Genomic DNA, 24401 nt, shown 5'->3' with positions numbered 1-24401 from the left:
CTCACTCGAGGTGCTTCTGCCAGGTGCCGTTGAGGGCGAGCGGTTCGAAGCCGAAGGCCTCATTGATGGCGAGCATCGGACCGTTCTCCGCGGCGTTCCAGGTGAGCACACGCTCCACCTGCGGCGCCACACGGGCCAAAGCAGCAAGGTTCGCGAGCTTCACCGCGATCCCGAGTCGGTGCCCCCGGTGCGCGGGGACGACGAGCGTGTCCCACTGCTCGACCTTCTTCGAGCCGACCGCGACGAGCAGGATCGTGTATGCGGCGACGTCGCCCGTCGCCTCGTGCACCGCGACGGCGACGAGCGGAGGCTCGCCCGCATCGATCCAGCGACGTTCCTCCTCGCGCACGCGCTGGGCATCCCAGTGCTCGGCATCCAAAACGATGCCGTCGTGGGGAACCTCTTGCACCATGCGTGCGCGTGCAGCTGCATACCCGGCGACGAGGTCATCAGGACAGTGCTGCCACCAGGTCACGATGCGGTAGCCCGCTGCGTGATCGTCCGCCTCCCGTTGAAGGCGAGAGCCGACCGCGTCGGGTAGCGGTACCGCCAACCGGCTCACGAGCTCGACCTGTCCGAGCCGGTAACCCGCCGACAGCGCGAACCGCGTGCCCTCGTCCGCCGGGATGCCGCGCGGCCCCGCCTCGGGTGCGATCGTCTCCGCTTCGGGCGGGATGTCCGAGAGCAGGTGTTCCGTGAACGCCGAGATGTCGATGCGGCCGGCCTCGGCCACGAGTTCCTCGCCCTGACGCAGCAGCGCGGCCCCTATGCCGTGCCGTCGGGCTGCGGGGATGACCCGCACCTCTACTTCTGCCGTCGTCGCGTCTTCCTCGAGCGGCACGGTGACCAGGAGCCGTCCGGTGGGTTCGCCGTCCAGGCGCGCGAGGTAGAGCATCCGCATTCCGAACGGGCTCGGCAGGTACCACGCGAGCTGGTCGGCCGGGTCGTACACGAAGTCGTCGTTGTGCCACAGGTGCAGGGCGCAGGCGTTCTCCACGTCGACGAATCCGGCGAAATCGCCGTTCGTGTCGTCAGCCATGGTCTCGGGCACCGCCACCCGCTCGATGGTCACCCGCACGCGCGCTCCCTCCGACGAGGCAATCAGCCGACCAGCCTACGCGCGTGCGGGGTTGCGCGTCGCCCGTCGGGTACCTTAGAGACGGGTCGCCGCCCGGGCCGCGCCGGCCGCACAAGTGTTGAGTGCCGGCCGGCAGGCCGGTCGGCATGGCCAGCCAGTCAGAAGGGGGCGTCGGTTGCATCTGAAGAGCTTGACGCTCAAGGGCTTCAAGTCCTTCGCCCAGCCGACCACTTTCGCGTTCGAGCCAGGCGTCACCTGCATCGTGGGACCGAACGGTTCGGGCAAGTCCAACGTGGTCGATGCGCTCGCCTGGGTGATGGGGGAGCAGGGCGTGAAGACCCTGCGCGGCGGCAAGATGGAAGACGTCATCTTCGCCGGCACGTCGACGAGGGGTCCGCTCGGCCGCGCCGAGGTCACCCTCACCATCGACAACTCCGACGGCGTGCTGCCGATCGAGTACTCCGAGGTCACGATCAGCCGCACGCTGTTCCGCAACGGAGGCAGCGAATACGCGATCAACGGCAAACAATGCCGGCTGCTCGACGTGCAGGAGCTGCTGAGCGACTCAGGGCTCGGCCGCGAGATGCACGTCATCGTGGGGCAGGGGCAGCTGGATGCCGTGCTGCACGCAAGCCCGGATGATCGTCGCGGATTCATCGAAGAAGCCGCGGGCATCCTGAAGCATCGAAGGCGCAAGGAGAAGACCCTGCGCAAGCTCGAGGCGATGCAGACGAATCTCACGCGGCTGAGCGATCTGGCGGGTGAGATCCGCCGCCAGCTGAAGCCGCTCGGGGCTCAGGCCGAGGTCGCGAGGGAGGCGCAGACCATCGCCGCCATCGTGCGCGACGCAAGGGCGCGATTGCTGGCGGACGAGGTGGTCACCCTGCGTGCGGCGCTCGACGACTACTCGCGCGACGAGTCGCAGCGGCACAGCGAGCGCATCGTGCTCCAGGAGCAGCTCGAGCAGAAGCAGTTGCGCATCGCGCGGATCGAGCAGGAGCAGGTGGGCGACGCGGTCGACGCTGCCCGGCGCACGGCGTTCGCGCTCGAGTCCGCGCAGGAGCGGCTGCGATCGCTGTTCACGCTGGCCAACCAGCGTCTCGCGCTGCTCGGCTCGCAGGCCGACATGTCCGAGTCGGCGCGCACCGTCACGCCCGACATGATCGAGGCGTCGAAGGCCGAAGCCGCGATGCTGCGTGACGGCGTCGGGGCGGCCGATGCCGCCGTGACCGCGGCGCAGTCCGCAACCCGTGCGGCGCGTGCCAGGCTGGATGCGCTCGACGAGCAGATCGCGGCGCAGAGCGCGCTCGTCTCCAAGCACGACCTGGAGCTCTCGAAGCTCCGCGGCGCGGCAGACGTCGCCGCCTCCCGGCTGGCTGCGGCGAGGGGCGAGGCGCTGCGGCAGCAGAATGCGATCGATGCCGCGACTGCCAGGCGCGACGAGGCGACGCTCGCCCTGCAGGCGGCGGAGGCACAGGCCGAGGAGGATGCGCCAGACGTCGACCTCACGGAAGAATACGAGCTGGCACAGTCGGCGGTCTTCGAGCGCGAGGGTGACATCGACCGGCTCCGTGAAGCGGTGCACACCCTGGAGCGGGAGCGCGACGCCCTGCAGGCACGAGTGGGCGCCTTGTCGCTCGCACTCGATCAGAAGGACGGCTCGACGGCCCTCGTCGCCGCCAAGCTCGACGGGCTGCGCGGACTCGTCGCCGACAACGTGCGCGTCGAGCCCGGCTACGAGACGGCTGTGGCCGCAGCCCTCGGGTCGCTCGCCGACGCGGTCGTCGCTGACGACAGGGATGCCGCCATCCACGCTCTCCTGTATGCCAAGCAGTCCGAGCTCGGTCGCGTCGAACTGGCGATCGCAGCCTCCGGAGCGGCCGCGGCGTCTGGCGCCGACCGGCGTCGGGAGCTTCCCGCCGGAATTGTGGCAGCGGCCGCCGTCGTGCGGGGGCCGGCCGGCATCCTCACGCTGCTGGAGGCCACGGTCATCGCCGACGATCTCGAGGCGGCGCGGCAGGCGTGGCCGGCACTCGCAGCCGACCGGGACGGCGCCGGTGTGACGGTCATCACGCGAGAGGGGGACGTGCTCGGCACGCAGGTGCTGCGCGGCGGATCGGCCCGCACTCAAAGCAAGCTCGAACTGGTCGCCGACCGCGACGCCGCCGCGACGAGAGCAGAGATCGTCACCGGCGAACTGCAGACGGCGAGAGCCGCGCTCGCCGACGCACGCGCTGAGGCGCAGGCGGCCAAGCAACGCTCGACGGATGCCCTGAACCGGCTCCGCGAGCAGGATGCGCGCGCTGCCGAGCGCACCGAGGCGCTGAACAGGCTGCGCGTGCAGGCCGAAGCGTCTGCGGCGGAACTCCAGCGTCTCGCGGCTGCGAGGGCGACCTCGGCGGAGCAGGTCGCCGTCGCCGAGGCGGATTCCGAGCGCGCCAAGCAGGCTCTGGAGGAGGCGCAGGCACGGCCGCGCCCCATCCTCGATGTCTCCGCGCGAGACGGACTCCTTGCCGAACTCGAAGCGTGTCGCGAGGCCGAGGTACAGGCGAGGCTCGCTGCCGAGACTGCGCGCGAGCGAGTGCGTGCCGAGGAGGCTCGTGCAGTCTCGTTGGCGAGGCGCCTCGAGGCCGAGCGTGCCGCTGCCGCCGAGGCGGCGCGTCGCGAGGTGGTGCGCAGGCACCAGGTCGACGCGGCCGAACGCGTCATCGCCGCGCTCCCGCGCGTGCTGGACTCGGCGGATCGATCGGTGAGCCAGGCTCGTACGGAACTCGCGGCGGCCGAAGCCGCACGTGCCGGGCAGAACGAGGAGCTCGTCGCGCTTCGGCGAGACGAGGCATCCCTTCGCGATCGGCTGCAGGCCGTGAGCGAGAGTGTCCACGGTCTCGAGCTGCAGATCTACGAGAAGAAGCTGCACCTGTCGTCGTTGCTGGAGCGTGCGGGAAGCGAATTGGGGCTGGTCGAAGACGTGCTGGTCGCCGAGTACGGGCCCGAGGCGGCCATCCCGGCCGAGACGGAGGACGACGACGAGCGGCCGTTCCTGCGCGCCGAGCAGGAGAAGCGGCTGCAGGACGCGGAGCGAAAGCTTGCGCGACTTGGACGCGTGAACCCGCTCGCGCTCGAGGAGTTCGCAGCGCTCGAACAGCGGCACAAGTTCCTCACCGAGCAGCTGACCGACCTCACGAACACGCGCAAAGACCTCCTGACGATCATCGCCGACATCGACGAGCGCATGCAGGGCATCTTCTCGGATGCATTCGAAGACACCAGGCAGGCATTCGCTGAGGTCTTCCCTGTGCTGTTCCCCGGTGGGAGCGGAAGCATCCGGCTCACCGATCCCGACGATCTGCTGGCCACCGGCATCGAGGTGTCGGTGCGGCCGGCCGGGAAGAAGATCGAACGGCTGTCGCTGCTCTCCGGCGGCGAGCGGTCGCTCGCGGCGGTCGCGTTCCTTCTCGCCATCTTCAAGGCGCGCCCAAGCCCGTTCTACATCATGGACGAGGTGGAGGCCGCGCTCGACGACGCCAACCTGGGCCGACTGCTGACGACGTTCGAAGACCTTCGTGGCGACAGCCAGCTCATCGTCATCACCCACCAGAAGCGCACCATGGAGATCGCGGACGCGCTCTACGGCGTTTCCATGCGGCAGGACGGGGTATCGGCCGTCGTCGGGCAGAGGGTTGCACAACGGGATGCCGGTGCGAACGGCGTAGAGGACGAGCGCCAGTCGGCCTGACCGCGTTTCGGGCCGGCTACCGCGGGAGCTCCCTGGCAGCCCGGATGACTCCGCTCGGATCGCGCTCCGTCTTGAGGCGACGCAACCGCTCGATGGACTCCGCACCATAGGCATCCGCAAGCGTCGCGCGGTCGTCGAGCAGAGTCGCCACATTCCCGGTGGCCGGAGTCGAGGCGGCCGCTGCGGCCAAGGGTGCGAACGCCGCATCCGCTCCCGCCAGCGCCTCCGGGTTAGGGGCGATGAAGTTGGCACCCAGGTACGCAGGCGCCGCGACATACGAGGCGACCGACCGGGCGGGGTCACCCGAGCGCAGGGAACCGCCGAAGGGACGCACCTCCATCCTGCTCAGCCCTTTGGCCGATGCGTCGTGGAACGCTTCGATGAGGCCCGCGGCGGACTCTTGGCCGTAGTCGCCGACGGCGCTGCTCCAGTCCATGAACGCCATCGGGGCGACCGGTTCGGCAGCGACGGCGGCGAGCGAACCGATGCCGAACGGCTGCATGCTGTCAGTGACGGCCGATCCGACCGCCCTGAGCGGCTCGATCAGCTGTGAACCCGACTCCGCGTCTCCGATGTGCAACGCGTCGACGGAGGCGAGCGTCTTGCCGCGCAACGGATCGGGGATGGCGGGAGCGTTGGGGAAGGTCATCATGCCGAACGAGAGGCCGAGTGCTGGCTGGGCCTCTGCGAGTTCGAACACGACGGGGAGCAGGTCGGCGGCCCTGTCCGGAGTGAACGCGAGCTTTCCGCCGTAGAGCCGGGCGCCTGGGAACAGTGAGAACTCGATCGCGGTGACCACACCGAACAGACCGCCTGCCCCCCGCATGGCCCACATCAGCTCGGGGTCTGTTTCGTCGTCGATGCGGCGAGCCTCGCCTGTCGCATCGACCAGCTCCACCGCAGTGATGGCCGGTGCCTGAAGACCGTATGCGCGTCCGAACATCGAGTGCCCGCCTCCCAGCGAATACGCCACGACGTTCACTTCGGGATTGCTGCCGGCCAGGGCGACGAGGCCCGTGTCGTCCAGCGCCGCCAGTACGCGGCCCCAGTTGACCCCTGCACCCACCCGCGCCGTTCGCCGCTGAACGTCGACGGAGACGTCGTCGAACGAGCGCGGACGGATCAGGACGATGTCGGACAGGTCACGGCCGGCCGCGTGACCGTTCGGCTGGGTGAGGACGCCAAGGCCAGCCGCCGCGGCAGCCCTGACGGCATGCTGCACATCGGAAACGCCGGACGGAACGACGATGGCCGCAGGCCGCTGATCGATGGCCAGGTTCCAGCCGAACCGCTCGTGGTCGTAGCCGTCGTCGCCCGGAAGGAACAGCGAGCCAGAGAGACGTGAGCGAAGGTCTTCGAATGCGGATGACATCTGCATGCCACGAACCTATTCCAGGCCTCCGACAGAGCCCCGTTCAGAGCTCGGATTGCCGTTCGCCGCCGTTCGCCGGACCGCACATCGCGCTCTCGATGACCGCGACGTCGCCCGGCGCAAGAGGCAGCAGTCCGCGCCTCAGCAGATAGCCCCAGTTGGGACTGGAGGTGAACTCCAGCCGTCCTGCGAGGTCTGCGATCGGCACCTCGACGCTTTCGCGATACTCGACCCGGCGGCGCCACGGCGTGAAGTCGCCCTCGTCCGCCTGCCAGACCTCGTCGTCGACCACCGTGCCTATCGCAGTGAACGCCTTGAGCGGTTCGCCGTCCGGATAGTCCGTACGCGGCGAGTAGTAGACCACGACGTCTCCAGCGTGAGGGCGCGCGACCGCCGCACGCTTGCCGTGATTGAACTGGGCGATCCCCAGCTGCACGCCGTGAAGCACGTGCGAACGAGACACCACGCCGAGCCAGCCGTTCATCTGCGCCATGCGCTCATGCTCCCACCCGAGCGCTTCCAGGGCCAGGTTCGCGACGACGGTGCTGTCCCTCAATCGCCTCTATCGCGGCTGACGCCGCTCAAAGGCTCAATCGGTTTGGTCATGCGAGCGAGCTCGCATGACCAAACCTCAATCGCCTCTACTCTTGAGGCATGGCAGAACGCTCCTGGTCGCTGGCTGGCGCGCTGCGCGGCATGTTCGCGAAGCGCACGATCGACGAGCAGACGTGGGACGACCTTGAGGCGGCGCTCATCACCGCCGATTTCGGACCGGCCGTCACCGAGGACATCGTCGACGAGCTGCGTCAGAAGGTCGACCGCTACCGTACGACCGATCCCGCCGACCTGCAGAGGATGCTCCGCGAGACCATCGAGGAACGGCTCGCGGACTTCGACCCGACACTGCACCTGACCGAGCGCCCAGCAGTGGTGCTGGTGGTCGGTGTGAACGGCGTGGGCAAGACCACCACGATCGGCAAGTTCGCGAAGTTCCTGCGCAACTTCGACCGCTCCGTGGTCGTGGGCGCTGCCGACACGTTCCGTGCGGCCGCGGTCGAGCAGCTGGCGACGTGGGCTGCACGCGCGGGAGCGGAGATCGTGCGGCCGCAGCAGGAACGGCAGGACCCGGCATCCGTCGCGTTCCAGACCGTCGAGTACGCGAAGAACACGGGCACCGAGATCGTCATCATCGACACGGCCGGACGGCTGCACACAAAGGGCGGGCTCATGGACGAGCTGTCGAAGATCAAACGCGTGGTGGAGAAGCAGGCGCCGATCTCCGAGGTGCTCCTGGTGCTCGACGCGACGACTGGCCAGAACGGACTAGCTCAGGCGCAGGCGTTCATCGAGCACGCCGGCGTAACCGGGCTGGTGCTCACGAAGCTCGACGGCTCGGCCAAGGGCGGTTTCGTGCTGTCGGTTCAGGAGCGCACGCGCTTGCCCATCAAACTCATCGGCCAGGGCGAAGGCATCGGCGACCTCACGGGATTCACGCCGCACGTCTTCGCACAGCAACTGGTCGGCTGAGCGGAGGAGGCGACATGGCCATCGAGCACGACTTCTTCGGCATCATCGACGAGGATTCGTCGGGCGGACTGTACTGGAGCGAGACCGTCGAGGTCGCCGAGCAACCGGTGGAGGTGGTGCTCACCGCCGCGGACGCGGCAGAGGTGTCGGAGAGCGCACTCGACACCGCCGCGGCCGTCATCAATGCCCTCGAAGGACTGGACGCCCGCGCCCGCGACGCGCTCATCGCCGACCTCAGCGAGCGCGGGTCCGTGACGACCCAGTACATCGACCAACGCGTCGACGACCTGGGCCAATCGCTCCTGGATCTCCTGGTGCACAACTCGGGCGACATCCCCATGGATGTGCTGCGCTCCCTGCAGCTGCTCAGCGTGTCGCTCCGGCCGGGCAACACGGCCGACGACGACGCATTCGCGGTCTTCACCTACTCCATCGACCCGGACGAAACGGATGCCGTGCTGCAGGTCGGCTTCGACGACCAGGGCGACGTCGTGACGGTGGACGACGGCGAGCAGTGACGACGCCGAGCAGTGGGGGAGCAGTCAGCCCGCTCCAGTACCATTGACCCCACCATGGCTACCTTCGGCACGCTCTCCGACCGGCTCACCGAGACCTTCAAGAACCTCCGCACCAAGGGCAAGCTCTCGGCATCGGATGTCGACGGCACAGTCCGCGAGATCCGCCGCGCTCTGCTCGACGCGGACGTATCACTCGACGTTGTCAGGCAGTTCACTGCCACCGTTCGTGAGCGTGCACTCGGCGACGAGGTCAACAAGGCGCTGAACCCCGCGCAGCAGGTGGTGCAGATCGTCAACGAGGAACTCGTTGGCATCCTCGGTGGTCAGCAGCGCCGCCTGGAGTTCGCCAAGAACCCTCCGACGGTCATCATGCTCGCCGGCCTTCAGGGCGCCGGCAAGACGACGCTGGCCGGGAAGCTCGCGAAGTGGCTCAAGAAGGACGGGCACACCCCGATGCTGGTGGCAGCAGACCTCCAGCGTCCTAACGCCGTCACCCAGCTTCAGGTCGTCGGCGAGCAGGCGGGCGTCACGGTGTTCGCTCCCGAGCCGGGCAATGGCGTCGGCGACCCGGTGCGCGTGGCCAAAGACGCCGTGAAACAGGCAGAGCGCCAGCAGTACGACGTCGTCGTGATCGACACCGCCGGTCGTCTCGGCATCGATGCCGAACTCATGAAGCAGGCGTCGGACATCCGCAAGGCGACGAACCCCGACGAAGTCCTGTTCGTCATCGACGCCATGATCGGACAAGACGCCGTGAACACGGCCAAGGCGTTCCAGGAGGGCGTCGATTTCACCGGCGTTGTGCTCACCAAGCTCGACGGCGACGCACGAGGCGGAGCCGCGCTGTCCGTGGCATCCATCACAGGTCGGCCCATCATCTTCGCCTCGACGGGTGAGTCGCTCGACGATTTCGAGCCGTTCCATCCCGATCGCATGGCCAGCCGCATCCTCGATCTCGGTGACGTGCTGACGCTCATCGAGCAGGCGCAGCAAGCATTCGACGAAGAAGAGGCGCGCAAGGTCGCGGAGAAGTTCGCGACCGAGACGTTCACGCTCGACGACTTCCTGAAGCAGATGCAGCAGCTGCGCAACATGGGCTCGATCAAGAAGATGATCGGGATGCTCCCTGGCGCAGGGCAGATGCGACAGCAACTCGATCAGTTCGACGAGAAGGAGATCGTGCGCACGGAGGCGATCATCCAGTCGATGACGCCGGCGGAGCGGGCGAACCCCAAGCTGCTGAACGGTTCGCGCAGGCTGCGCATCGCCAAGGGCTCCGGCATGACGGTGACCGACATCAATCAGCTCGTCACCCGGTTCGAGCAGGCGGCCAAGATGATGAAGACCGTCGCAAGGGGCGGTGTGCCGAACGTGCCGGGCATGGGACCGATGGCCGGCGGCGGCTTCGCCGGACGCAAGTCGCAGAAGAAGAAGGGCAAGTCGTCGCGCTCAGGCAACCCGGCAAAGCGTGCTGCGGAGAATGCGGCGCTCGCCTCCGGGGCGAAACCCGGTGGCTCGGCAGGCGGGTCCGGATTCGGTCTCGGCGCAGGGCAGGAAGCCGCTCAGCAGGCGCCGACGGGCGAGGAACTCGCAGCCGTGCAGAAGCTGTTCGGCCGCGGCTGACTCGCGGCCCTGCGGTCAGCGAAGGCCGTTCCGTAGCTCGCGCGTGAGTGAAGAGACCACGGCGGGAAGACTGCCGCCGTTGGCCTCGGCGACCGCAAGCTGCCGCTGGTAACTCACGCCGCGCTCCAGGATGCGCTCGACGTCGGCGAGCTCCTTCGCGCAGCCGAGCTTGTCGGCCGTGGGGGCCAGCTCGGTGACGAGCGAGCGGATGCCCTCGGCGACTCCGCCCTGTGCGCCGCCTGGGTCGAGGATGATGTCGGCGTCGATGCCGTACCTCGCGGCTCGCCACTTGTTCTCGCGCACGAACCACGGCTGCAGCACGAGCGGAACCTCGCCGTCGTCGAGCTGGGTGGACATCCGCTCGACGAGGCAATGGATGACTGCGGCCAGCGCACCGAGTTCCGTGGCGGTCGAGACACCGTCGCACGCGCGCATCTCCACGGTGCCCCAGTGCGGCGACGGGCGGATGTCCCAGCGCACCTCGGTGTAGTCCCTGATCACGTCGGTGGTGATCAGGTCGCTCACGTAGTCCTCGTAGTCGGCCCACTGCGTCATCTGCCACGGCAAGCCCGCAGTCGGCAGCTGCTGGAACATGAGCGCCCTGTTCGAGGCGTAGCCGGTGGCCACGCCGCCCCAGAACGGGCTGGACGCGCTGAGCGCCTGCAGGTGCGGGTAGAACGTGAGCAGTCCGTTGAGAATGGGCAGCACCTTGTCGCGGCGCTCGATGCCGACGTGCACGTGCACGCCCCAGATGAGCATCTGGCGCCCCCACCACTGCGTGCGCTCGAGCAGGTGCTCGTATCGCTCCGACGGCGTCGGTTTCTGGTCGAACCACTGCGCGAACGGATGCGTTCCTGCACACATCAGCTCGACATCGAGTCGGTCGGTGACCGTTCGTACGCGTTCGATGAGGCGCTCGAGGTCGGCGACGGCATGCGGCACGCTCTTGTGCACGCCGCTGACGAGTTCGATCGTGTTCAGCAGCAGCTCGTGCGTGATCTGCGGATGCTCACTGCCGTCGCCTGGACCCAGTGCGGGAAGCACGTCATCGGCGGCCTGCACCAGGTCGCCCGTATCGCGGTCGACGAGCGCGATCTCCCACTCGATGCCCACGCTGGAGCGTTCGGATGCCGAGAAGTCGATGCGCATGCGACGCCCCTCTTATGTGCCTCACCCGGCTCGGCGGTGGCGGAACTCCGCGGAAACGGCCACCTAATCGGGACTCGCCCGATAGCCTAGCGTTCGCCGTGGGGTCGCGATGACGGCACGTCGCATGAGCGTCGGGCGCAGTCGGCTGACTTTCCTCGTACAAGGCACAGGCGCCACGACCGTTCCCTCAGCGTCGCATGCGATCGCCGGGACCGGTTCTGGCGAGAACACGCGAAGGTGAATATGCGACTGATCGTTAGGGGAACCCGCAACCGACTGCACGACGAGCTCGACGTGCCGGTCTCGAAATACCACGCGCATCGCGCGCTGGTGCTGGCCTCGCTCGCCGAGGGCACGAGTGTGATCACCGGACTCTCGACGACGCGACAGATCGAGTGGACCGTGAGCGTTCTGCGCGCGCTGGGTGCGCAGATCGACGTGGCGGATGATCGCTACGTCATCAAGGGGGTCAGCGGGCACTACCGGGCCTCCGACGTCGTCGAACGCGGATCGAGCGGACCGGAGGGCCTCCTCAACGTCGGATCGAGCGGCACCACGCTCTACTTCATGACGGGGCTCGCCGCCCTCGCCGACAAGCCGATCACGCTCACGGGCATGAAGTACTTCAGGCGCCGGCCCATCAAAGCGCTGCTGGACTCGCTGCAGCAGATGGGAGTGCGGCTGGAGAGCACGGACGACTGCCCGCCGATCACCGTGCAACCGTTACGCCCCCGTGGCGGCGACGTCTCCATCGCGGGCACGCTCTCCCAGTGGTTGAGCGGTCTGCTCCTGCTCGCACCGTTCGCCGAGACCGACACCACGATCCACGTCACCGGCGGTGCACTGAACGAGCAGCCCTACGTCGACCTCACGGTGCGCATGATGCGCATGTTCGGCCTGCGCGTCGATGTCTCGGACGACTGGCTGACGTACCGCGTACCTGCCGGTCAGATCGCGCGCGCCGCCGACTACAGCATTCCGCCCGACATCGGCTCGGCCGCGTTCGGCATCGTTGCGGCAGCCGTCCATCCGGGCGACGTGCTCTTCAGGGGCATGTCCGCCACCCGCGCGGCAGAGACCGATCACCCGGAGGCGGAGTTCCTCGACCTCGCGGCAGCCATGGGTGTGCCGATGACCACGGACGAGGAGACGGGCTTCGTGCGCATCTCACACGACGGCCTGAAGCTGCAGCCCATCGATGTGGACTGCGGACCCATCCCCGACCTGCTGCCTGCGCTGTCCACCCTTGCCACGTTCGCCGAGGGCACCTCCAGGCTCTACAACGTGCGGCACATCCGGCTCAAGGAGTCCGACCGGGTCGCAGCCATGCTCCAGCTGAACCGCATGGGCGGCCGGCTCGAGCAGGATCCGGACGAGCTGCGCATCACGGGAGTGAAGTCGCTTGCGGGCGCCACGATGTCGTCGTTCAACGACCACCGGGTGCTGATGGCGCTCGCCGTGGCTGCGTCGCGCGCATCCGGTGTCTCGACGCTCACGTATCCGCGCGCCTACCGCATCTCGTACCCGATGTTCCTCGACGAGATGAACAGCATCGGGCTGAACCTGAACATCGGCCAGCCCGTGGCCGAGGAGGAGACCGAGGTGCCGGCATCCACCGCCGAACAGGTGCAGGCGTCGCTCGGCGCCCTTGCCGAGCCGCTCATGCTCACCGAGGCGGTCGCCGCCAAGGTGCTCGAGGCGCCAGACGAAGCGGCGGTCATGGAGGTGGACGGGCACGCCTCGAGCAGCCTCACCTGGCGTGAGCTCGGAGACGAGGCCGACAAGGTGGCTGCACTGCTGCTCGACCTCGGCGTTCGCCGCGGCGAGCCGGTTGCGGTGCAGTTGCCGAATTGGAGCGAGTTCGTCGCCATCGCGCTCGGCATCATGCAGGTCGGCGGGGTGGTGACCCCCATCATGCCGGTGTTCGGCCCGCGCGAGACGGCGATGACACTTGCGAGATCGCGCGCCCGGGTCATGTTCCTGCCCAACTACTTCAGGGGCAGGCAGCCGGTCGTCGAGTTGCTGTCCGCGATCGACGAGGCGGACGCCCAGGGCAGGCGTCTCGCGGTCGAGCACGTCGTGGTCATCCGCAGCGATCACAGGCACGGCGCGGACGCCTCCGTGCAGATCCCGCCCATTCCGAACGATGCCGTCGCGAACGCGAGGACCACCGAGTGGACCTGGCGCTACTACGACACGGCACTGGCCGCGGTGACCGTGGACAAGGATGCCATCGCGGCGGCCGCGCCCGGCCTTGACGACTACTGCCAGTTGCTGTTCACCTCTGGCACGACCGGCGAGCCGAAGGGTGTGCAGCACACCTATCGCAGCCTCGGGTTGGCCACTGCGATGGAGGTGCGCCACCTGGGTCTTGGACCGGACGACCGTATCTACGTGCCGTCGCCCTTGGCGCATCAGACCGGTTTCCTGTACGGGATGCTGCTGGCATGGCGTCTCGGCGTTGCCGTCGTCATTCAGCCGGTGTGGGATGCCGACGTGTCGCTGAAGCGCGCGTTCGGCCAGGCCGGAGCGACCTTCGTGCAGGCGGCAACGCCGTTCCTCTCCGACCTCGTCTCACGCGTCGAGGCGGGGGCCGCCGTTCCGGAGAGCCTCCGCATCTTCGTGGCCACGGGCGCTGCGGTGCCAAGAGCGCTGGCCGAGCGTGCCACCGCGGTGCTCGGCACATCGGTGCTCGGCGCTTTCGGCACGACCGAGACATGCCTGGGCACGCTGGCCTCGCCCGAGGACAAGCCTGAGGATGCCTGGGGAAGCGACGGGCGCGCGCTGCCGGGCGTCGACATCCGCATCGTGGACGACGAGGGCGCCGAGCTGCCGGCAGGTGCCGAAGGCAACTACGAACTGCGCTCACCCACGGTCTTCGGTGGCTACCTGCAGCGACCCGACCTCACGGCGGATGTCTTCACCGACGACGGCTGGTACCGCACGGGCGACCTGGCCTACCTCGACGAGGCCGAATTCCTGCACATCACGGGCCGGGTCAAGGACGTCATCAATCGCGGCGGCGAGAAGATCCCGGTCGTCGAGATCGAGAACCTGCTCTACCAGCATCCCAAGGTCACCGACGTGGCCATCGTGGCCATGCCCGACAAGAGGCTCGGGGAGCGCGCGTGCGCTTTCGTGGTTCCCGCGGCCGTCGATTCGGCCCTGACGCTGAAGGAGGTGCAGGATTATCTCGGCCGCCACGGCACCTCCAAGTACTACTGGCCTGAGCGCGTCGAACTCGTGGACGCGCTCCCGCGCAACGTCGTCGGCAAGATCCAGAAGAACATCCTGCGTGAGCGTGCCGCGGCGCTGGTGGAGTCCGGCTCGGCCGGTAACGACCCCGTGGACAAGAAGGAGAAGGCATGACCGTCGTCGACGAGGAGTTCGAGGCGCTCAAAAGGCAGATCACCGACTGGGTGACCGGACCTGGCGAGGAGTACGCGGAGCGGATCGAGAGCACCGGCTCGGTGCCGGACGAGCTCTTCGCCGAGCTGCGTGACCTCGGATACCTCGGCCTGGCAGCCCCTGCGCGGCTCGGCGGACGCGGCATCCCGTTTCCCCAGTACCTGGAGTTGATGGAGATCTTCTCCCGCTCACACGCCTCCATCCGCATGCTCGTGCACGTCGTCAACGGCACGTGGCGGGCGATGGACCCGTTCATGACCGACGAGCAGCGCGAGACGTTCATCGTGCCGTCCGTCAAGGGTGAGAAGCTCGTCGCGTTCACCCTCACCGAGTCCACCGCAGGCAGCGGCGCCGACCTGCGCACGACGGTGCGCCGCGAGGGCGACACCTACTACCTGAACGGCGAGAAGCACCTCATCACCTTCGGGGTGAAGTGCGACTGGTGGCTGCTGGGGGCCAGGCTCGAGGGAACGAGCGGCAAAGACGGCACCGTTGCCATCATGCTGCCGAACACGGGGCTCCCAGGCGCCGAGGTGATCGATGACTCGCAGACCATGGGCGTGCACGGCACCGACCACGCCATCCTCAGGTTCCACGACACCCCGGTGCCTGTGGCGAACCGGGTAGGCGAAGAGGGTCAGGGTCTCGACGTGCTGCTCGGCGGATTCCTGCTGCCCAGCCGAGTGTCCGTGGCGATGAGCTGCGTCGGACTTGCGGAACGCGCTCAGGAACTCGCGGTGCAGTACTCGCAGCGCAGGGAGACGTTCGGCAAGAAGATCGCGGAACGCCAGGCGATCCAGTTCATGCTCGCCGAGAACTACGCCGACATCCAGGCCGCGAGGGCGCTCGTGCTCGAGGCGGCTCGCGCCTACGAGAACGGGGCGCCGAACGCAGACGTGCTCTCCAGCGCCTCCAAGATGATCGCCGTCGACATGCTCACCCGGGTCACGGACAAGGCCCTTCAGGTGCACGGCGGCCAGGGCTACTGGAAGCGCAACGCCATCGAGCGCGTCTACCGGGATGCCCGCGCGCAGCGATTCGAGGAGGGCACGAACGAGATCCAGAAGCTGGTGGTGAGCCGCGCTGTGCTCACCGGGCGGGTCTGAGCTAGGCCGCGAACAGGCGCACCAAAACTGAGGCACGAGGCGAGGCAGAGCCGGCCACGGGCATCCGATGACAACGACAGGAGCACACACCCCCATGACGTCCGATTCCCCCCGCGTCACCCTGATCACCGGCAGCTCGCGCGGCATCGGTCGCGTGTTGGCGCTGAAGCTCGCTGCCAAGGGCGAGCACGTGGTGGTCAACTACAAGAAGAACGCGGAGCTGGCCGATGACGTCGTGCGCGAGCTGCGCGAGGCCGGTGGAGACGGCATAACGGTGCAGGCGGACATCGAGGAGCCGGACGACATCGATGCGATGTTCGAGACCATCCGCTCCGAGTACGGCAGGCTGGATGCCTTCGTGGCCAATGCTGCCGCGAGCGCCTTCAAGCCGATCTCGGCGCTCAAGCTGCACCACCTCGACCGCAACTGGGCGATGAACGTGCGCTCCTTCGTGCTCGGCGCCCAACGTGCCGTTGCACTGATGGGCGAGCAAGGCGGCCGCATCGTCGCCGTCACGAGCTATGGCTCCCTGCGCGCCTTCCCCACCTACGCCTCGCTCGGTGCGGCGAAGGCGGCGGTAGAGACGTACGTGAAGTTCATGGCGACCGAGTTCGGGCCCCGGAACATCACCGTCAACGCCGTCAACGGCGGCCTCATCGACACCGACTCGCTCGCGTACTTCTACGAGCGGGTGCCGGGCATGGCCCCCATGAACAGCGTGATCGAGAAGGTGCCGCTCGGCCACCCGGGAACGGCGGACGACATGGCGTCGGCCGTCGAGTTCCTGCTCGGGTCCGGCGCGGGGTACATCACAGGTCAGACCATCACGGTCGATGGCGGACTCACCGTCGTGGCTCCGCCGTTCTGGTCGGACACGAGCGGGGAGCTGCGGGCCGCCGTCTACGGCGACTAGACGCGCACCACCTGAGACGACAGCCGGATGCCAGCCACCACTCTCGACCGCACCTTCTCGCCCTGGTCGCTGGGCTCCCTGCGGCTGCCGCACCGAGTGGTGGTCGGCAGCATGCACACCGGGCTCGAAGCACACGACGACGGGGGAGAGGCCCTCGCCGCGTTCTACCGCGAGCGCGTGGAGGGCGGCGCATCCCTCATCATCACGGGCGGGCTCGCCGTCACCTCGGCAGGACGAGCCGGACCCGATTACGCCGTGCTCACCGACCCGGCAGCACAGCACAGGCTCCGAACGGTGGTCGACGCCGTGCACGACGCCGGCGGCCACATCTGCGCTCAGCTCTTCCACGCAGGCCGCTACGCCGTGCTGGAGGGGATGACGGATGCCGACGGCCGGCCGGAGCATCCCGTCGCACCTTCGCCTGTGCCGTGGTCCGCCGCCCGGGGCGTCGTTCCGAGGCAGCTCACCGGCGACGAGATCGCTCGCACCGTCACGGAGTTCGCGGAGGCCGCAGCGGTCGCGCAGGGGCTCGGATTCGACGCGGTAGAGGTCATGGCGTCGGAGGGCTACCTGATCAACCAGTTCTGCTCACCCATCACGAACCTTCGGGACGACGAGTGGGGCGGCGACGCCCCGCGCCGGAACAGGTTCGCGATGGAGGTCGTGCGAGCGGTGCGAGCGGCCGTCGACCTGCCTGTCGTGGTTCGGCTCTCGGGCGACGACCTCATGCCAGGGGGACCGCGTCCAGACGAGTACGCGCGCCTCGCGGCGTCGCTTGCGGCCGAGGGAGCCGACGCGATCAGCGTCGGCATCGGATGGCACGAGTCGCGTGTGCCGACGGTGCAGGCGCCCGTTCCGCATGGCGCCTGGCTCGCTGCTGCTGAGCGGATCGCAGCCGAGCTGAAGTCCGCGGGCTCGACGGCCGCGGTCATCGCCAGCAACAGGTTCACCGACCTGCGCGATGCCGAGTCGGCGCTGGAACGGGGCTTGGTGGACGCTGTCGCCCTGGCCAGGCCCTTTCTCGCCGACCCGCTCATCGTCGCCCGCTCCATGGCAGGCGATTTCGCCGCCGTCAACACCTGCATCGGGTGCGACCAGGCGTGCATCGACAGGTCCCTGGTGTCTGCGCCCGTCTCATGTCTGGTGAATCCGCGCGCCGGACGCGAGGCGGCGCATCCGCTGGGACCGACCAGGTCGCGCTCCAGCGTCGCCGTCGTCGGGGGAGGCCCGGCAGGCATGGCTGCGGCAGTCGACCTGGCACGCAGAGGGCACGAGGTAACGGTGTACGAGGCGGCAGGAGAACTCGGCGGACAGTTCGGGCTCGCCGCGCGCATCCCCGGCAAAGACGACTATGCCGCCACGCCGAGAGCCGCCGCACTCGAGCTCGAGCGCCTCGGCGCACGCGTGCTGCTGGACACGACGGCAACGGCAGACGACCTCGGCGTCTTCGACGGTGTCGTGCTCGCGTCGGGCGTGCGACCGCGGACCGTCGACCTGCCAGGTGCCGACGGCGCGAACGTGATCGACTACGAGACGGCGATCCGCGGCGGCGTGCCCGATGGCCCGGTCGTCATCATCGGCGGCGGTGGCATAGGCGTCGACGTCGCCACCATGCTCGTCGAACCCGCGGATGCCCTGACCCGCGCCGAACGCTTCGCGCCGCGCTTCGGCCTGTCGTGGCCCGCCGATCTGCTGGAGTCCGAGCGGCGTCCGTGGGCCAATCGGCAAGGCGGGCGCGCGCCGCGCCCGGGTTCCCAGGTGACGGTGCTGCGCCGCAGCGGCAAGTTCGGCGCAGGCATCGGCATCACGGCGCGCTGGGTCGTGGTCGGTGCGCTCCGGGACGCCGGCGTCACCATGATCTCCGGCGTGCGATACCGGGAGATCACGTCGGAAGGCCTGGTCATCGAGCGCGAGGACGGGGCGACCACGCTGCTGCCCGCCGCTGCGGTCATCGTGTGCGCCGGGCAGGAACCGCATGCGCCACTCACGGCGGAGCTGGGCGTCGCGGGCATCCGCTTCGAGCTCGTCGGTGGAGCCAGGGACGCCAGCGGAGTGGATGCCGTGCGTGCGACGTCGGAGGGCCTCGCTGCGGCAAGGCGCATAGCCGCATAGCAGCCGCGGTGCGATGATGGGCTCGGCCCTGGACCGCCGGCCGCCGAGCGCAAGACTGCGATTATCGGTCGGGCGCCAGAATCTGCAAGAATGGTCAGTCGAGTTCTCACGGAACGACCCTCTATCAGCCCGTGGGAAAACTCTCCATCAGACCTCCTGCCCTGTGTGCCCCCACGCCCTCGGCAGTCAGTTCGCGAAACACGTCAAAACACACTCAGGAGAACCGTGGCTGTCAAGATCCGCCTCAAGAGGCTCGGAAAGATCCGTGCCCCTTACTACCGCATCGTCGTCGCCGACTCGCGCACCAAGCGCGATGGTCGTGTGATCGAGGAGATCGGCAAGTACCACCCCACCGAGGAGCCCTCGTTCATCGAGGTCGACTCGGAGCGCGCCCAGTACTGGCTCGGCGTCGGCGCACAGCCGACCGAGCAGGTGCAGGCCATCCTCAAGCTCACCGGAGACTGGGGCAAGTTCAAGGGCGACAAGAACGCGGTGAGCACCGTCAAGACGGCTGAGGCCAAGGTCGCGTTCGTCGCAGACGAGAAGAAGAAGCCGGTCCTCAAGCCCAAGGCAGACAGGCCGGCCCCCAAGGCCGAGCCGGAGGCAGCGGCCTCCGAGTCGGCCGACGAGACGACCGAGGCGTAAAACCTTGCTCGCTCCCGCTCTGCAGCACCTGGTCGAGGGAATCGTCGACCATCCTGACGACGTTCGCGTCGTGGCGAAGGAGTCCTCGCGCGGCGAGGTCCTCGAGGTTCACGTGAACCCCGAGGATCTCGGCCGCGTGATCGGCCGCTCCGGTCGCACGGCGAAAGCGCTTCGCACTGTCGTGAACGCACTTGCCGACGGCAAGCGCGTTCGTGTCGATCTCGTCGACTGACGAACGGTGAGCGGGAAGAGAACCGAGCCGAAACAGCCGAAGCAGCAGCTTCGCGTCGGCAGACTGACCAAGGCGCACGGTCTCAAGGGCGCCATCAAGCTCGAGCTTTTCACCGATGACCCCGAGCGCCGATTCACACCGGGCGCCGAGTTCTCGCTGCAGGTGCCAAGCGGTTCGAAGTGGCACGGCAAGACGATCACGCTGTCCGAACTGCGCTGGTACAACGGGCATGCCGTCGGATTCTTCGAAGGCGTGAGCGACCGCTCGGAGGCCGAGACGCTGATCAAGGCCATTCTGTGGGTCGATCAGGACGATGAGGTCGAAGAGGATGCCTGGTACGACCACCAGCTCGTCGGACTGACCGTGCTGCGGGACGGCGAACCGGTCGGGACCGTCGCCCGCGTCGACCATCTTCCCGCTCAAGACCTTCTCGCCGTGTCGACGAAGCAGGGCGAAGTGCTTGTTCCGTTCGTCTCCGCGATCGTGCCGGAGGTCGATGTCAAGGCGGGAACCGTCACCGTGACACCACCGCTCGGACTCTTCGAGGAGACCCCGGATGAGCCGGACGATTCGACCGAGGCAGGCGAATCGGACGAGTCGACCGAGCGCGCCGAGTCGGACGAGCCAGCTGGGTCAGACGATGACGAGTCGGAGGCGGACGCCCAGGAGCGAGCCGAGTAGTACTCGACCGGCCCCCGAGACGTTCACGCCGTGACGATGTCCGACTGCAGCGGTGCGATTGCGCCGATGATGGTCGACACGGTCTCTGGCGGAACGCCGGCATCCGTCAGCGCATCGGTCAGATGGCCCGCCACGAGGCCGAAATGGTGCGCACCGATCTCAAGGCCGCGGTGCACCTCGTCCATGGCGGCGCCCGTGTAGGCATCCTGCGGACCGCCGAGCGCCACCGTGAAGAACTCGACCTGCAGTCGCTTCAGCCGTGTCATGTTGACGCCGATGAAGAAGTCGGCCAGCTCATCGTCGGCAAGTACCCGGTCGTAGAAGTCGTCGACCACTGCGGTGAGCGCGTCGGCTCCGCCGATCTCCTCGTAGATGGACATGGTGCTCTCCTCACATATCTTGATGGGCCGCCGCGTCGATCGCGTGAATCGTCACGACGCTCGTCTTGAACTCGGGCATGGACGAGATGGGGTCTGTGGCGTCTGACACCAGAATGTTGGCGCTCTGATCGCCGGCGAAGTGGAACGGCAGGAAGACCGTGTCGTGCCGGATGCCGCGCGTCGTCTGCACAACGGCTCTCACCACGCCCCGCCGGTTGCGAAGCTCGATGCGATCGCCGTCTGCCAGCCCACGGTCGGCCGCCGTTGCGGGGTGCAGTTGCGCTCTCAGTTCGGGCTGTGCCGTGCTCAGTTCAGGAACGCGTCTCGTCTGGCTGCCCGACTGGTAGTGCTCGAGCAGGCGTCCCGTGATGAGCGCCAGTTCATCTCCGACGGGGCGGGGTTCTGCGCCCGGGCGAACGGTGACGGGCACGATGTTCGCCAGCCCGTCGGGTGTGGCGAAGCGGTCGGCGAACAAGCGGGGGGTGCCCCTGCGCCCCTTGGGATAGGGCCAGTACGCGGGTCTGCCGGCATCGAGCACGGAGTAGCTGAGTCCCGAGTAGTCCGCGATACCGCCTTCCGAGGCCCTCGCGAGTTCGTCGAAGACGGCGGACGCGTCTGTGTCGTAGACCCCTGGCGCACCGAGCCGGGCCGCGAGTTCGGCGAACACCCAGAGCTCGCTCCGAACGCCGGGGGGCGGGTCGAGCGCGCGCTTCCTGCGGATGACCCTTCCCTCGAGATTGGTCATGGTGCCCTCCTCCTCGGCCCACTGCGTGACCGGAAGCACGACGTCGGCGAACCGTGCCGTCTCAGAGAGGAAGAAGTCGCACACCACGAGGAAGTCGAGTCGTTCCAGTGCCGCCATGACCTCGGATGCGTTCGGTGCGGAGACCACGACGTTCGCGCCGTGCACGAGCAGCGTGCGCACGCCCCCCGGCTGCCCCAGCGAGGCAAGCAGTTGAACGGCCGGCAGCCCGGGACCGGGGATGTCCGCTTCGTCGACGCCCCACACGGCGGCGACGTGCCTGCGGGCATCCGGGTCGGTGATCTTGCGGTAGCCAGGGAGCTGATCACACTTCTGGCCATGCTCCCTGCCGCCTTGACCGTTGCCCTGACCGGTCACGGTTCCGTAGCCGCCCGTCTCCGATCCGGGCAGTCCGAGGATGAGCGCAAGATTGATCGCCGCGGTCGCGGTGTCCGTGCCGTTCACGTGCTGCTCGACGCCACGGCCGGTCAGAATGTAGGTTCCGCCGCCTGCCAAGCGGCGCGCGACCTCGCGCAGTTGCGCAGCTGGCACGCCGGTGGCGGCCTGAGTGCGCTCCGGCCACCATGATGAGACGCTTCGCCTGAGCGCGGCGAAGCCGCTCGTGCGTGCTTCGATGTACTCGGCGTCGTAGAGGCGTTCGGCGATGACGATGTGGATCAGCCCGAGCAGCAGGGCGAGGTCCGAGCCGGGGATCGGCTGAACATGGATGCCTGCACCGTCGGCGGTCAGTTTCGCGGTCGAGCTCTCGCGCGGGTCGACGACGATGAGACCGCCGGCCTTCCTGGCGTTCTCCAGGTGCGACAGGATGGGCGGCATCGTGTCGGCCATGTTCGAACCGAGCAGCAGGATCGTGCTCGCCTCATCGAGGTCGGCCACCGGGAACGGCAGGCCCCTGTCGAGCCCGAAGGCCCGATTTGTGGCGGCCGCCGCCGACGACATGCAGAATCTGCCGTTGTAGTCGATTCGGGACGTGCCCAGGGCGATCCTTGCGAACTTGCCCAGCTGGTAGGCCTTCTCGTTCGTCAGTCCGCCTCCGCCGAAGACTCCGACGGCGTCCGCACCGTGCTCTCGGCGGCACTCGGCCAGTCGAGAGGCGATGAGGTCGAGCGCTTCCTCCCACGAGGCGGGAGAGAGCTCGCCGTCTGCACGACGGATGAGGGGCTGGAGGATGCGCTGCGGCGAGTTCAGGAGCGTGGCCGAGGTCCAGCCCTTCTTGCACAGACCACCGCGATTGGTCGGGAAGAACCGGCCCGACACCGTGACCGGCTCCGTACTCGCCGTCTCGCCGTCGTTGCGTGTGAGTGTCATGCCGCACTGCAGTGCGCAATATGGACAGTGCGTGTCCGTGCCGTGCTCTGCTGCGGCGACCGATGACATGGGTCGACCATATTGAGGGTGTGTTACGTCGCCCGTGCCCTGGGAGTAAGGGGCGTGTCACGGCGGCATCACAGTGAATCCGGCCGACTGTGAGATCGTGATCCGCGCAGGAACGTGCAGAGGAGGCCTTCGATGACGATGCCAGAACCACACAGCACCCACGAGGTGACGAACCAGCCGGCCGCGCGTGTGGGTGTCGACGAATTCGAGGCGAATCTCCCGCTCGTCGAAGGGGTGCGCCGCCACGACGCCGCCTGGGCGCTCGACGACCTGTCGGCGATCGGGCGGCACGTCGGAACCGCGGAATTCCAGCACGCGGCCGACCTCGCACACCGGTACCCGCCCGTGCTGCACACGCACGACAGGCAGGGCAACAGGGTCGACGAGATCGAATACCACCCCGCGTACCACGAGGTCATCGCCTCCGCGGTCGAGCACGGCGCGCACACCTCCGCATGGGCGCATCCTCGTGCAGGTGCCAACGTGGCAAGAGCGGCGGCATTCATGCTGTTCGCGCAGGTCGAGCCGGGGCATGCGTGTCCGATCTCGATGACGCACGCTGTCGTGCCAGCGCTTCGCCAGCAGCCAGAGCTCGCGGACGTCTGGTTGCCTCGCGTGTTCGGCAGGGGATACGACGGGCGGCTCGTGGACGCCGCGAACAAGCCGGGCGCACTCTTCGGCATGGCGATGACGGAGAAGCAGGGCGGCAGCGACGTTCGCGCGAACCGCACCGTCGCCATGCGGACGGCCGATGGTTACCTGATCACCGGCCACAAGTGGTTCTGCTCGGCACCCATGTCGGATGCCTTCCTCGTGCTCGCCCAGACTCCCGAGGGAATCGGATGCTTCCTGGTTCCGCGAGTGCTCGACGGCGGCTCCCGCAATGTGTTCCGCATCCAACGGCTCAAGAACAAGCTGGGCAACCGCTCGAACGCGTCGTGCGAGGTCGAGTTCGACGGCACGGTGGGTCACCTGGTGGGTGAACCGGGGGCAGGCATCCGCACCATCATCGAGATGGTTGCGCGCACGCGGCTGGACTGTGTGCTCGGATCCGCTGCCGGCATGAGGCAGTCGGTGGCGGAGGCGGCGTGGCATGTGCGAGGACGAGCGGCGTTCGGCCGCCTGCTCGTCGATCAGCCCGCCATGCGCAGCGTCGTCGCCGACCTCGCCCTCGAGTCCGAGGCGGCGACGGCCACGGCGCTGCGTCTGGCCAGGGCGCACGACGATGACGCCTCGCACGAGGAGGTCGCATTCCGTCGGCTGGCCACGGCCGTGAGCAAGTACTGGGTGTGCAAACGTGGTCCAGCGCACGCCGCAGAGGCGCTGGAGTGCCTCGGCGGCAACGGCTATACCGAAGACTTTCCGCTCGCCATGCGCTACCGGGAGCAACCCGTGATGGCGGTGTGGGAGGGGTCGGGCAACGTCATAGCCCTCGACACGTTGCGCGCACTGGCGGCACCCGGTGTTTTCGAAGCGTTCGACGCCGAGGTGTCGCAGGCGGGGGGCGTCCACCGCGAGTTCGACACGCACCTGAGGCTTGTGCGCGAAGAGGTGCGCACCCTCGCCGAGCAGGAGCCCGACGACGCCGCGACAGATGCAAGGCGGATCACCGAAGACCTGGCGCTCGTGCTGCAGGCCTCGCTGCTGCTCAGGTATGCGCCCGCGGCGGTCTCCGACGCCTTCGTGGCTTCGCGCCTCGGCGACGACCGGCGGTGGCAGTACGGCGCGCTTCCGACGGGAAGCGATCTGAGTGGCATCCTGGCCCGCGCATGACGCGTGCG

Annotated in this window: 18 protein-coding genes; 12 read left to right on the top strand and 6 right to left on the bottom strand. The window is 68.1% G+C overall.

Features of this window, described 5'->3' with window-relative positions; translation table 11 throughout:
* Position 1: 1 nt before the first annotated feature.
* On the bottom strand, positions 2 to 1078 hold the full coding sequence (locus ACO2Q7_RS03190) for a GNAT family N-acetyltransferase (RefSeq protein ID WP_423354185.1): 1077 nt from the start codon (positions 1076 to 1078) through the stop codon (positions 2 to 4).
* A 175-nt stretch (positions 1079 to 1253) separates the two neighbouring features.
* On the opposite strand from ACO2Q7_RS03190, the gene smc reads away from it, so the two are divergent.
* The gene (gene smc / locus ACO2Q7_RS03185) at positions 1254 to 4814 is read left to right on the top strand and encodes a chromosome segregation protein SMC (RefSeq protein ID WP_423354184.1); all 3561 of its coding nucleotides are present in this window, start codon (positions 1254 to 1256) and stop codon (positions 4812 to 4814) included.
* Between the two features lie 16 nt (positions 4815 to 4830).
* Here smc and ACO2Q7_RS03180 read toward each other — a convergent pair whose 3' ends face one another.
* Together ACO2Q7_RS03180 and ACO2Q7_RS03175 are read right to left on the bottom strand one after the other, a co-directional pair.
* Positions 4831 to 6192: an FAD-binding oxidoreductase gene (locus ACO2Q7_RS03180; protein WP_423354183.1), complete on the bottom strand. Its 1362-nt coding sequence runs from the start codon at positions 6190 to 6192 to the stop codon at positions 4831 to 4833.
* 37 nt (positions 6193 to 6229) lie between these two features.
* Positions 6230 to 6679, bottom strand: a complete 450-nt coding sequence (locus ACO2Q7_RS03175; RefSeq protein ID WP_423354182.1) for an EVE domain-containing protein — start codon at positions 6677 to 6679, stop codon at positions 6230 to 6232.
* 161 nt (positions 6680 to 6840) lie between these two features.
* On the opposite strand from ACO2Q7_RS03175, the gene ftsY reads away from it, so the two are divergent.
* The 3 genes from ftsY to ffh are packed head-to-tail and all read left to right on the top strand — an operon-like array spanning position 6841 to position 9854.
* Positions 6841 to 7713, top strand: a complete 873-nt coding sequence (ftsY, locus tag ACO2Q7_RS03170; RefSeq protein ID WP_423354181.1) for a signal recognition particle-docking protein FtsY — start codon at positions 6841 to 6843, stop codon at positions 7711 to 7713.
* 14 nt (positions 7714 to 7727) lie between these two features.
* Positions 7728 to 8231, top strand: coding sequence for a DUF2004 domain-containing protein (locus ACO2Q7_RS03165; protein ID WP_423354180.1), 504 nt, complete (start codon positions 7728 to 7730; stop codon positions 8229 to 8231).
* A gap of 54 nt (positions 8232 to 8285) precedes the next feature.
* Positions 8286 to 9854: a signal recognition particle protein gene (gene ffh, locus ACO2Q7_RS03160; protein ID WP_423354179.1), complete on the top strand. Its 1569-nt coding sequence runs from the start codon at positions 8286 to 8288 to the stop codon at positions 9852 to 9854.
* Between the two features lie 15 nt (positions 9855 to 9869).
* Here ffh and ACO2Q7_RS03155 read toward each other — a convergent pair whose 3' ends face one another.
* The gene (locus ACO2Q7_RS03155; RefSeq protein ID WP_423354178.1) at positions 9870 to 11003 is read right to left on the bottom strand and encodes a glutamate--cysteine ligase; all 1134 of its coding nucleotides are present in this window, start codon (positions 11001 to 11003) and stop codon (positions 9870 to 9872) included.
* Positions 11004 to 11246: 243 nt separating this feature from the next.
* Here ACO2Q7_RS03155 and aroA point away from each other — a divergent pair, with 243 nt between their 5' ends.
* From aroA to rimM, 7 genes are all read left to right on the top strand, one after another.
* Positions 11247 to 14372: a 3-phosphoshikimate 1-carboxyvinyltransferase gene (aroA, locus tag ACO2Q7_RS03150; protein ID WP_423354177.1), complete on the top strand. Its 3126-nt coding sequence runs from the start codon at positions 11247 to 11249 to the stop codon at positions 14370 to 14372.
* On the top strand, positions 14369 to 15517 hold the full coding sequence (locus ACO2Q7_RS03145) for an acyl-CoA dehydrogenase family protein (protein WP_423354176.1): 1149 nt from the start codon (positions 14369 to 14371) through the stop codon (positions 15515 to 15517). Before aroA ends, ACO2Q7_RS03145 begins: the two co-directional genes overlap by 4 nt.
* A gap of 94 nt (positions 15518 to 15611) precedes the next feature.
* Positions 15612 to 16430 carry an SDR family oxidoreductase gene (locus tag ACO2Q7_RS03140; RefSeq protein ID WP_423354175.1) on the top strand — a complete coding sequence of 273 codons (819 nt, stop codon included), beginning with the start codon at positions 15612 to 15614 and terminating at the stop codon, positions 16428 to 16430.
* A gap of 27 nt (positions 16431 to 16457) precedes the next feature.
* Positions 16458 to 18542 carry an FAD-dependent oxidoreductase gene (locus tag ACO2Q7_RS03135; RefSeq protein WP_423354174.1) on the top strand — a complete coding sequence of 695 codons (2085 nt, stop codon included), beginning with the start codon at positions 16458 to 16460 and terminating at the stop codon, positions 18540 to 18542.
* A 225-nt stretch (positions 18543 to 18767) separates the two neighbouring features.
* A complete protein-coding gene (gene rpsP, locus ACO2Q7_RS03130; protein ID WP_423354173.1) occupies positions 18768 to 19187 on the top strand; it encodes a 30S ribosomal protein S16 in 420 nt (139 codons plus the stop codon).
* A 4-nt stretch (positions 19188 to 19191) separates the two neighbouring features.
* Complete coding sequence (locus tag ACO2Q7_RS03125; RefSeq protein ID WP_423354172.1) at positions 19192 to 19419, top strand: RNA-binding protein; 228 nt, start codon at positions 19192 to 19194, stop codon at positions 19417 to 19419.
* A gap of 6 nt (positions 19420 to 19425) precedes the next feature.
* Positions 19426 to 20100 (top strand): ribosome maturation factor RimM, encoded by a 675-nt coding sequence (rimM, locus tag ACO2Q7_RS03120; RefSeq protein ID WP_423354171.1) that lies wholly within the window; start codon positions 19426 to 19428, stop codon positions 20098 to 20100.
* Between the two features lie 23 nt (positions 20101 to 20123).
* Here rimM and ACO2Q7_RS03115 read toward each other — a convergent pair whose 3' ends face one another.
* The gene (locus ACO2Q7_RS03115) at positions 20124 to 20480 is read right to left on the bottom strand and encodes a group I truncated hemoglobin (RefSeq protein ID WP_423354170.1); all 357 of its coding nucleotides are present in this window, start codon (positions 20478 to 20480) and stop codon (positions 20124 to 20126) included.
* Positions 20481 to 20490: 10 nt separating this feature from the next.
* A complete protein-coding gene (locus ACO2Q7_RS03110) occupies positions 20491 to 22620 on the bottom strand; it encodes a molybdopterin oxidoreductase family protein (RefSeq protein ID WP_423354169.1) in 2130 nt (709 codons plus the stop codon).
* 132 nt (positions 22621 to 22752) lie between these two features.
* Here ACO2Q7_RS03110 and ACO2Q7_RS03105 point away from each other — a divergent pair, with 132 nt between their 5' ends.
* Positions 22753 to 24393: an acyl-CoA dehydrogenase family protein gene (locus tag ACO2Q7_RS03105; protein WP_423354168.1), complete on the top strand. Its 1641-nt coding sequence runs from the start codon at positions 22753 to 22755 to the stop codon at positions 24391 to 24393.
* The last annotated feature ends 8 nt before the right edge of the window (positions 24394 to 24401 follow it).

Origin of the sequence: Rathayibacter sp. KR2-224 (assembly GCF_049446075.1) — a bacterium.
GTDB lineage: Bacteria > Actinomycetota > Actinomycetes > Actinomycetales > Microbacteriaceae > Humibacter.
The sequence above is the reverse complement of the archived record's forward strand: the minus strand, read 5'-3'. Positions and strand labels throughout refer to the sequence as shown.

Bases quoted from the DNA above. Each gene is read 5' to 3' on its own strand.
- ACO2Q7_RS03180 (WP_423354183.1), bottom strand. From the start codon at position 6,192: ATGCAGATGTCATCCGCATTCGAAGACCTTCGCTCACGTCTCTCTGGC.
- ACO2Q7_RS03175 (WP_423354182.1), bottom strand. From the start codon at position 6,679: ATGGCGCAGATGAACGGCTGGCTCGGCGTGGTGTCTCGTTCGCACGTG.
- ftsY (WP_423354181.1), top strand. From the start codon at position 6,841: ATGGCAGAACGCTCCTGGTCGCTGGCTGGCGCGCTGCGCGGCATGTTC.
- ACO2Q7_RS03165 (WP_423354180.1), top strand. From the start codon at position 7,728: ATGGCCATCGAGCACGACTTCTTCGGCATCATCGACGAGGATTCGTCG.
- ffh (WP_423354179.1), top strand. From the start codon at position 8,286: ATGGCTACCTTCGGCACGCTCTCCGACCGGCTCACCGAGACCTTCAAG.
- ACO2Q7_RS03155 (WP_423354178.1), bottom strand. From the start codon at position 11,003: ATGCGCATCGACTTCTCGGCATCCGAACGCTCCAGCGTGGGCATCGAG.
- aroA (WP_423354177.1), top strand. From the start codon at position 11,247: ATGCGACTGATCGTTAGGGGAACCCGCAACCGACTGCACGACGAGCTC.
- ACO2Q7_RS03145 (WP_423354176.1), top strand. From the start codon at position 14,369: ATGACCGTCGTCGACGAGGAGTTCGAGGCGCTCAAAAGGCAGATCACC.
- ACO2Q7_RS03140 (WP_423354175.1), top strand. From the start codon at position 15,612: ATGACGTCCGATTCCCCCCGCGTCACCCTGATCACCGGCAGCTCGCGC.
- ACO2Q7_RS03135 (WP_423354174.1), top strand. From the start codon at position 16,458: ATGCCAGCCACCACTCTCGACCGCACCTTCTCGCCCTGGTCGCTGGGC.
- ACO2Q7_RS03115 (WP_423354170.1), bottom strand. From the start codon at position 20,480: ATGTCCATCTACGAGGAGATCGGCGGAGCCGACGCGCTCACCGCAGTG.
- ACO2Q7_RS03110 (WP_423354169.1), bottom strand. From the start codon at position 22,620: ATGTCATCGGTCGCCGCAGCAGAGCACGGCACGGACACGCACTGTCCA.
- ACO2Q7_RS03105 (WP_423354168.1), top strand. From the start codon at position 22,753: ATGACGATGCCAGAACCACACAGCACCCACGAGGTGACGAACCAGCCG.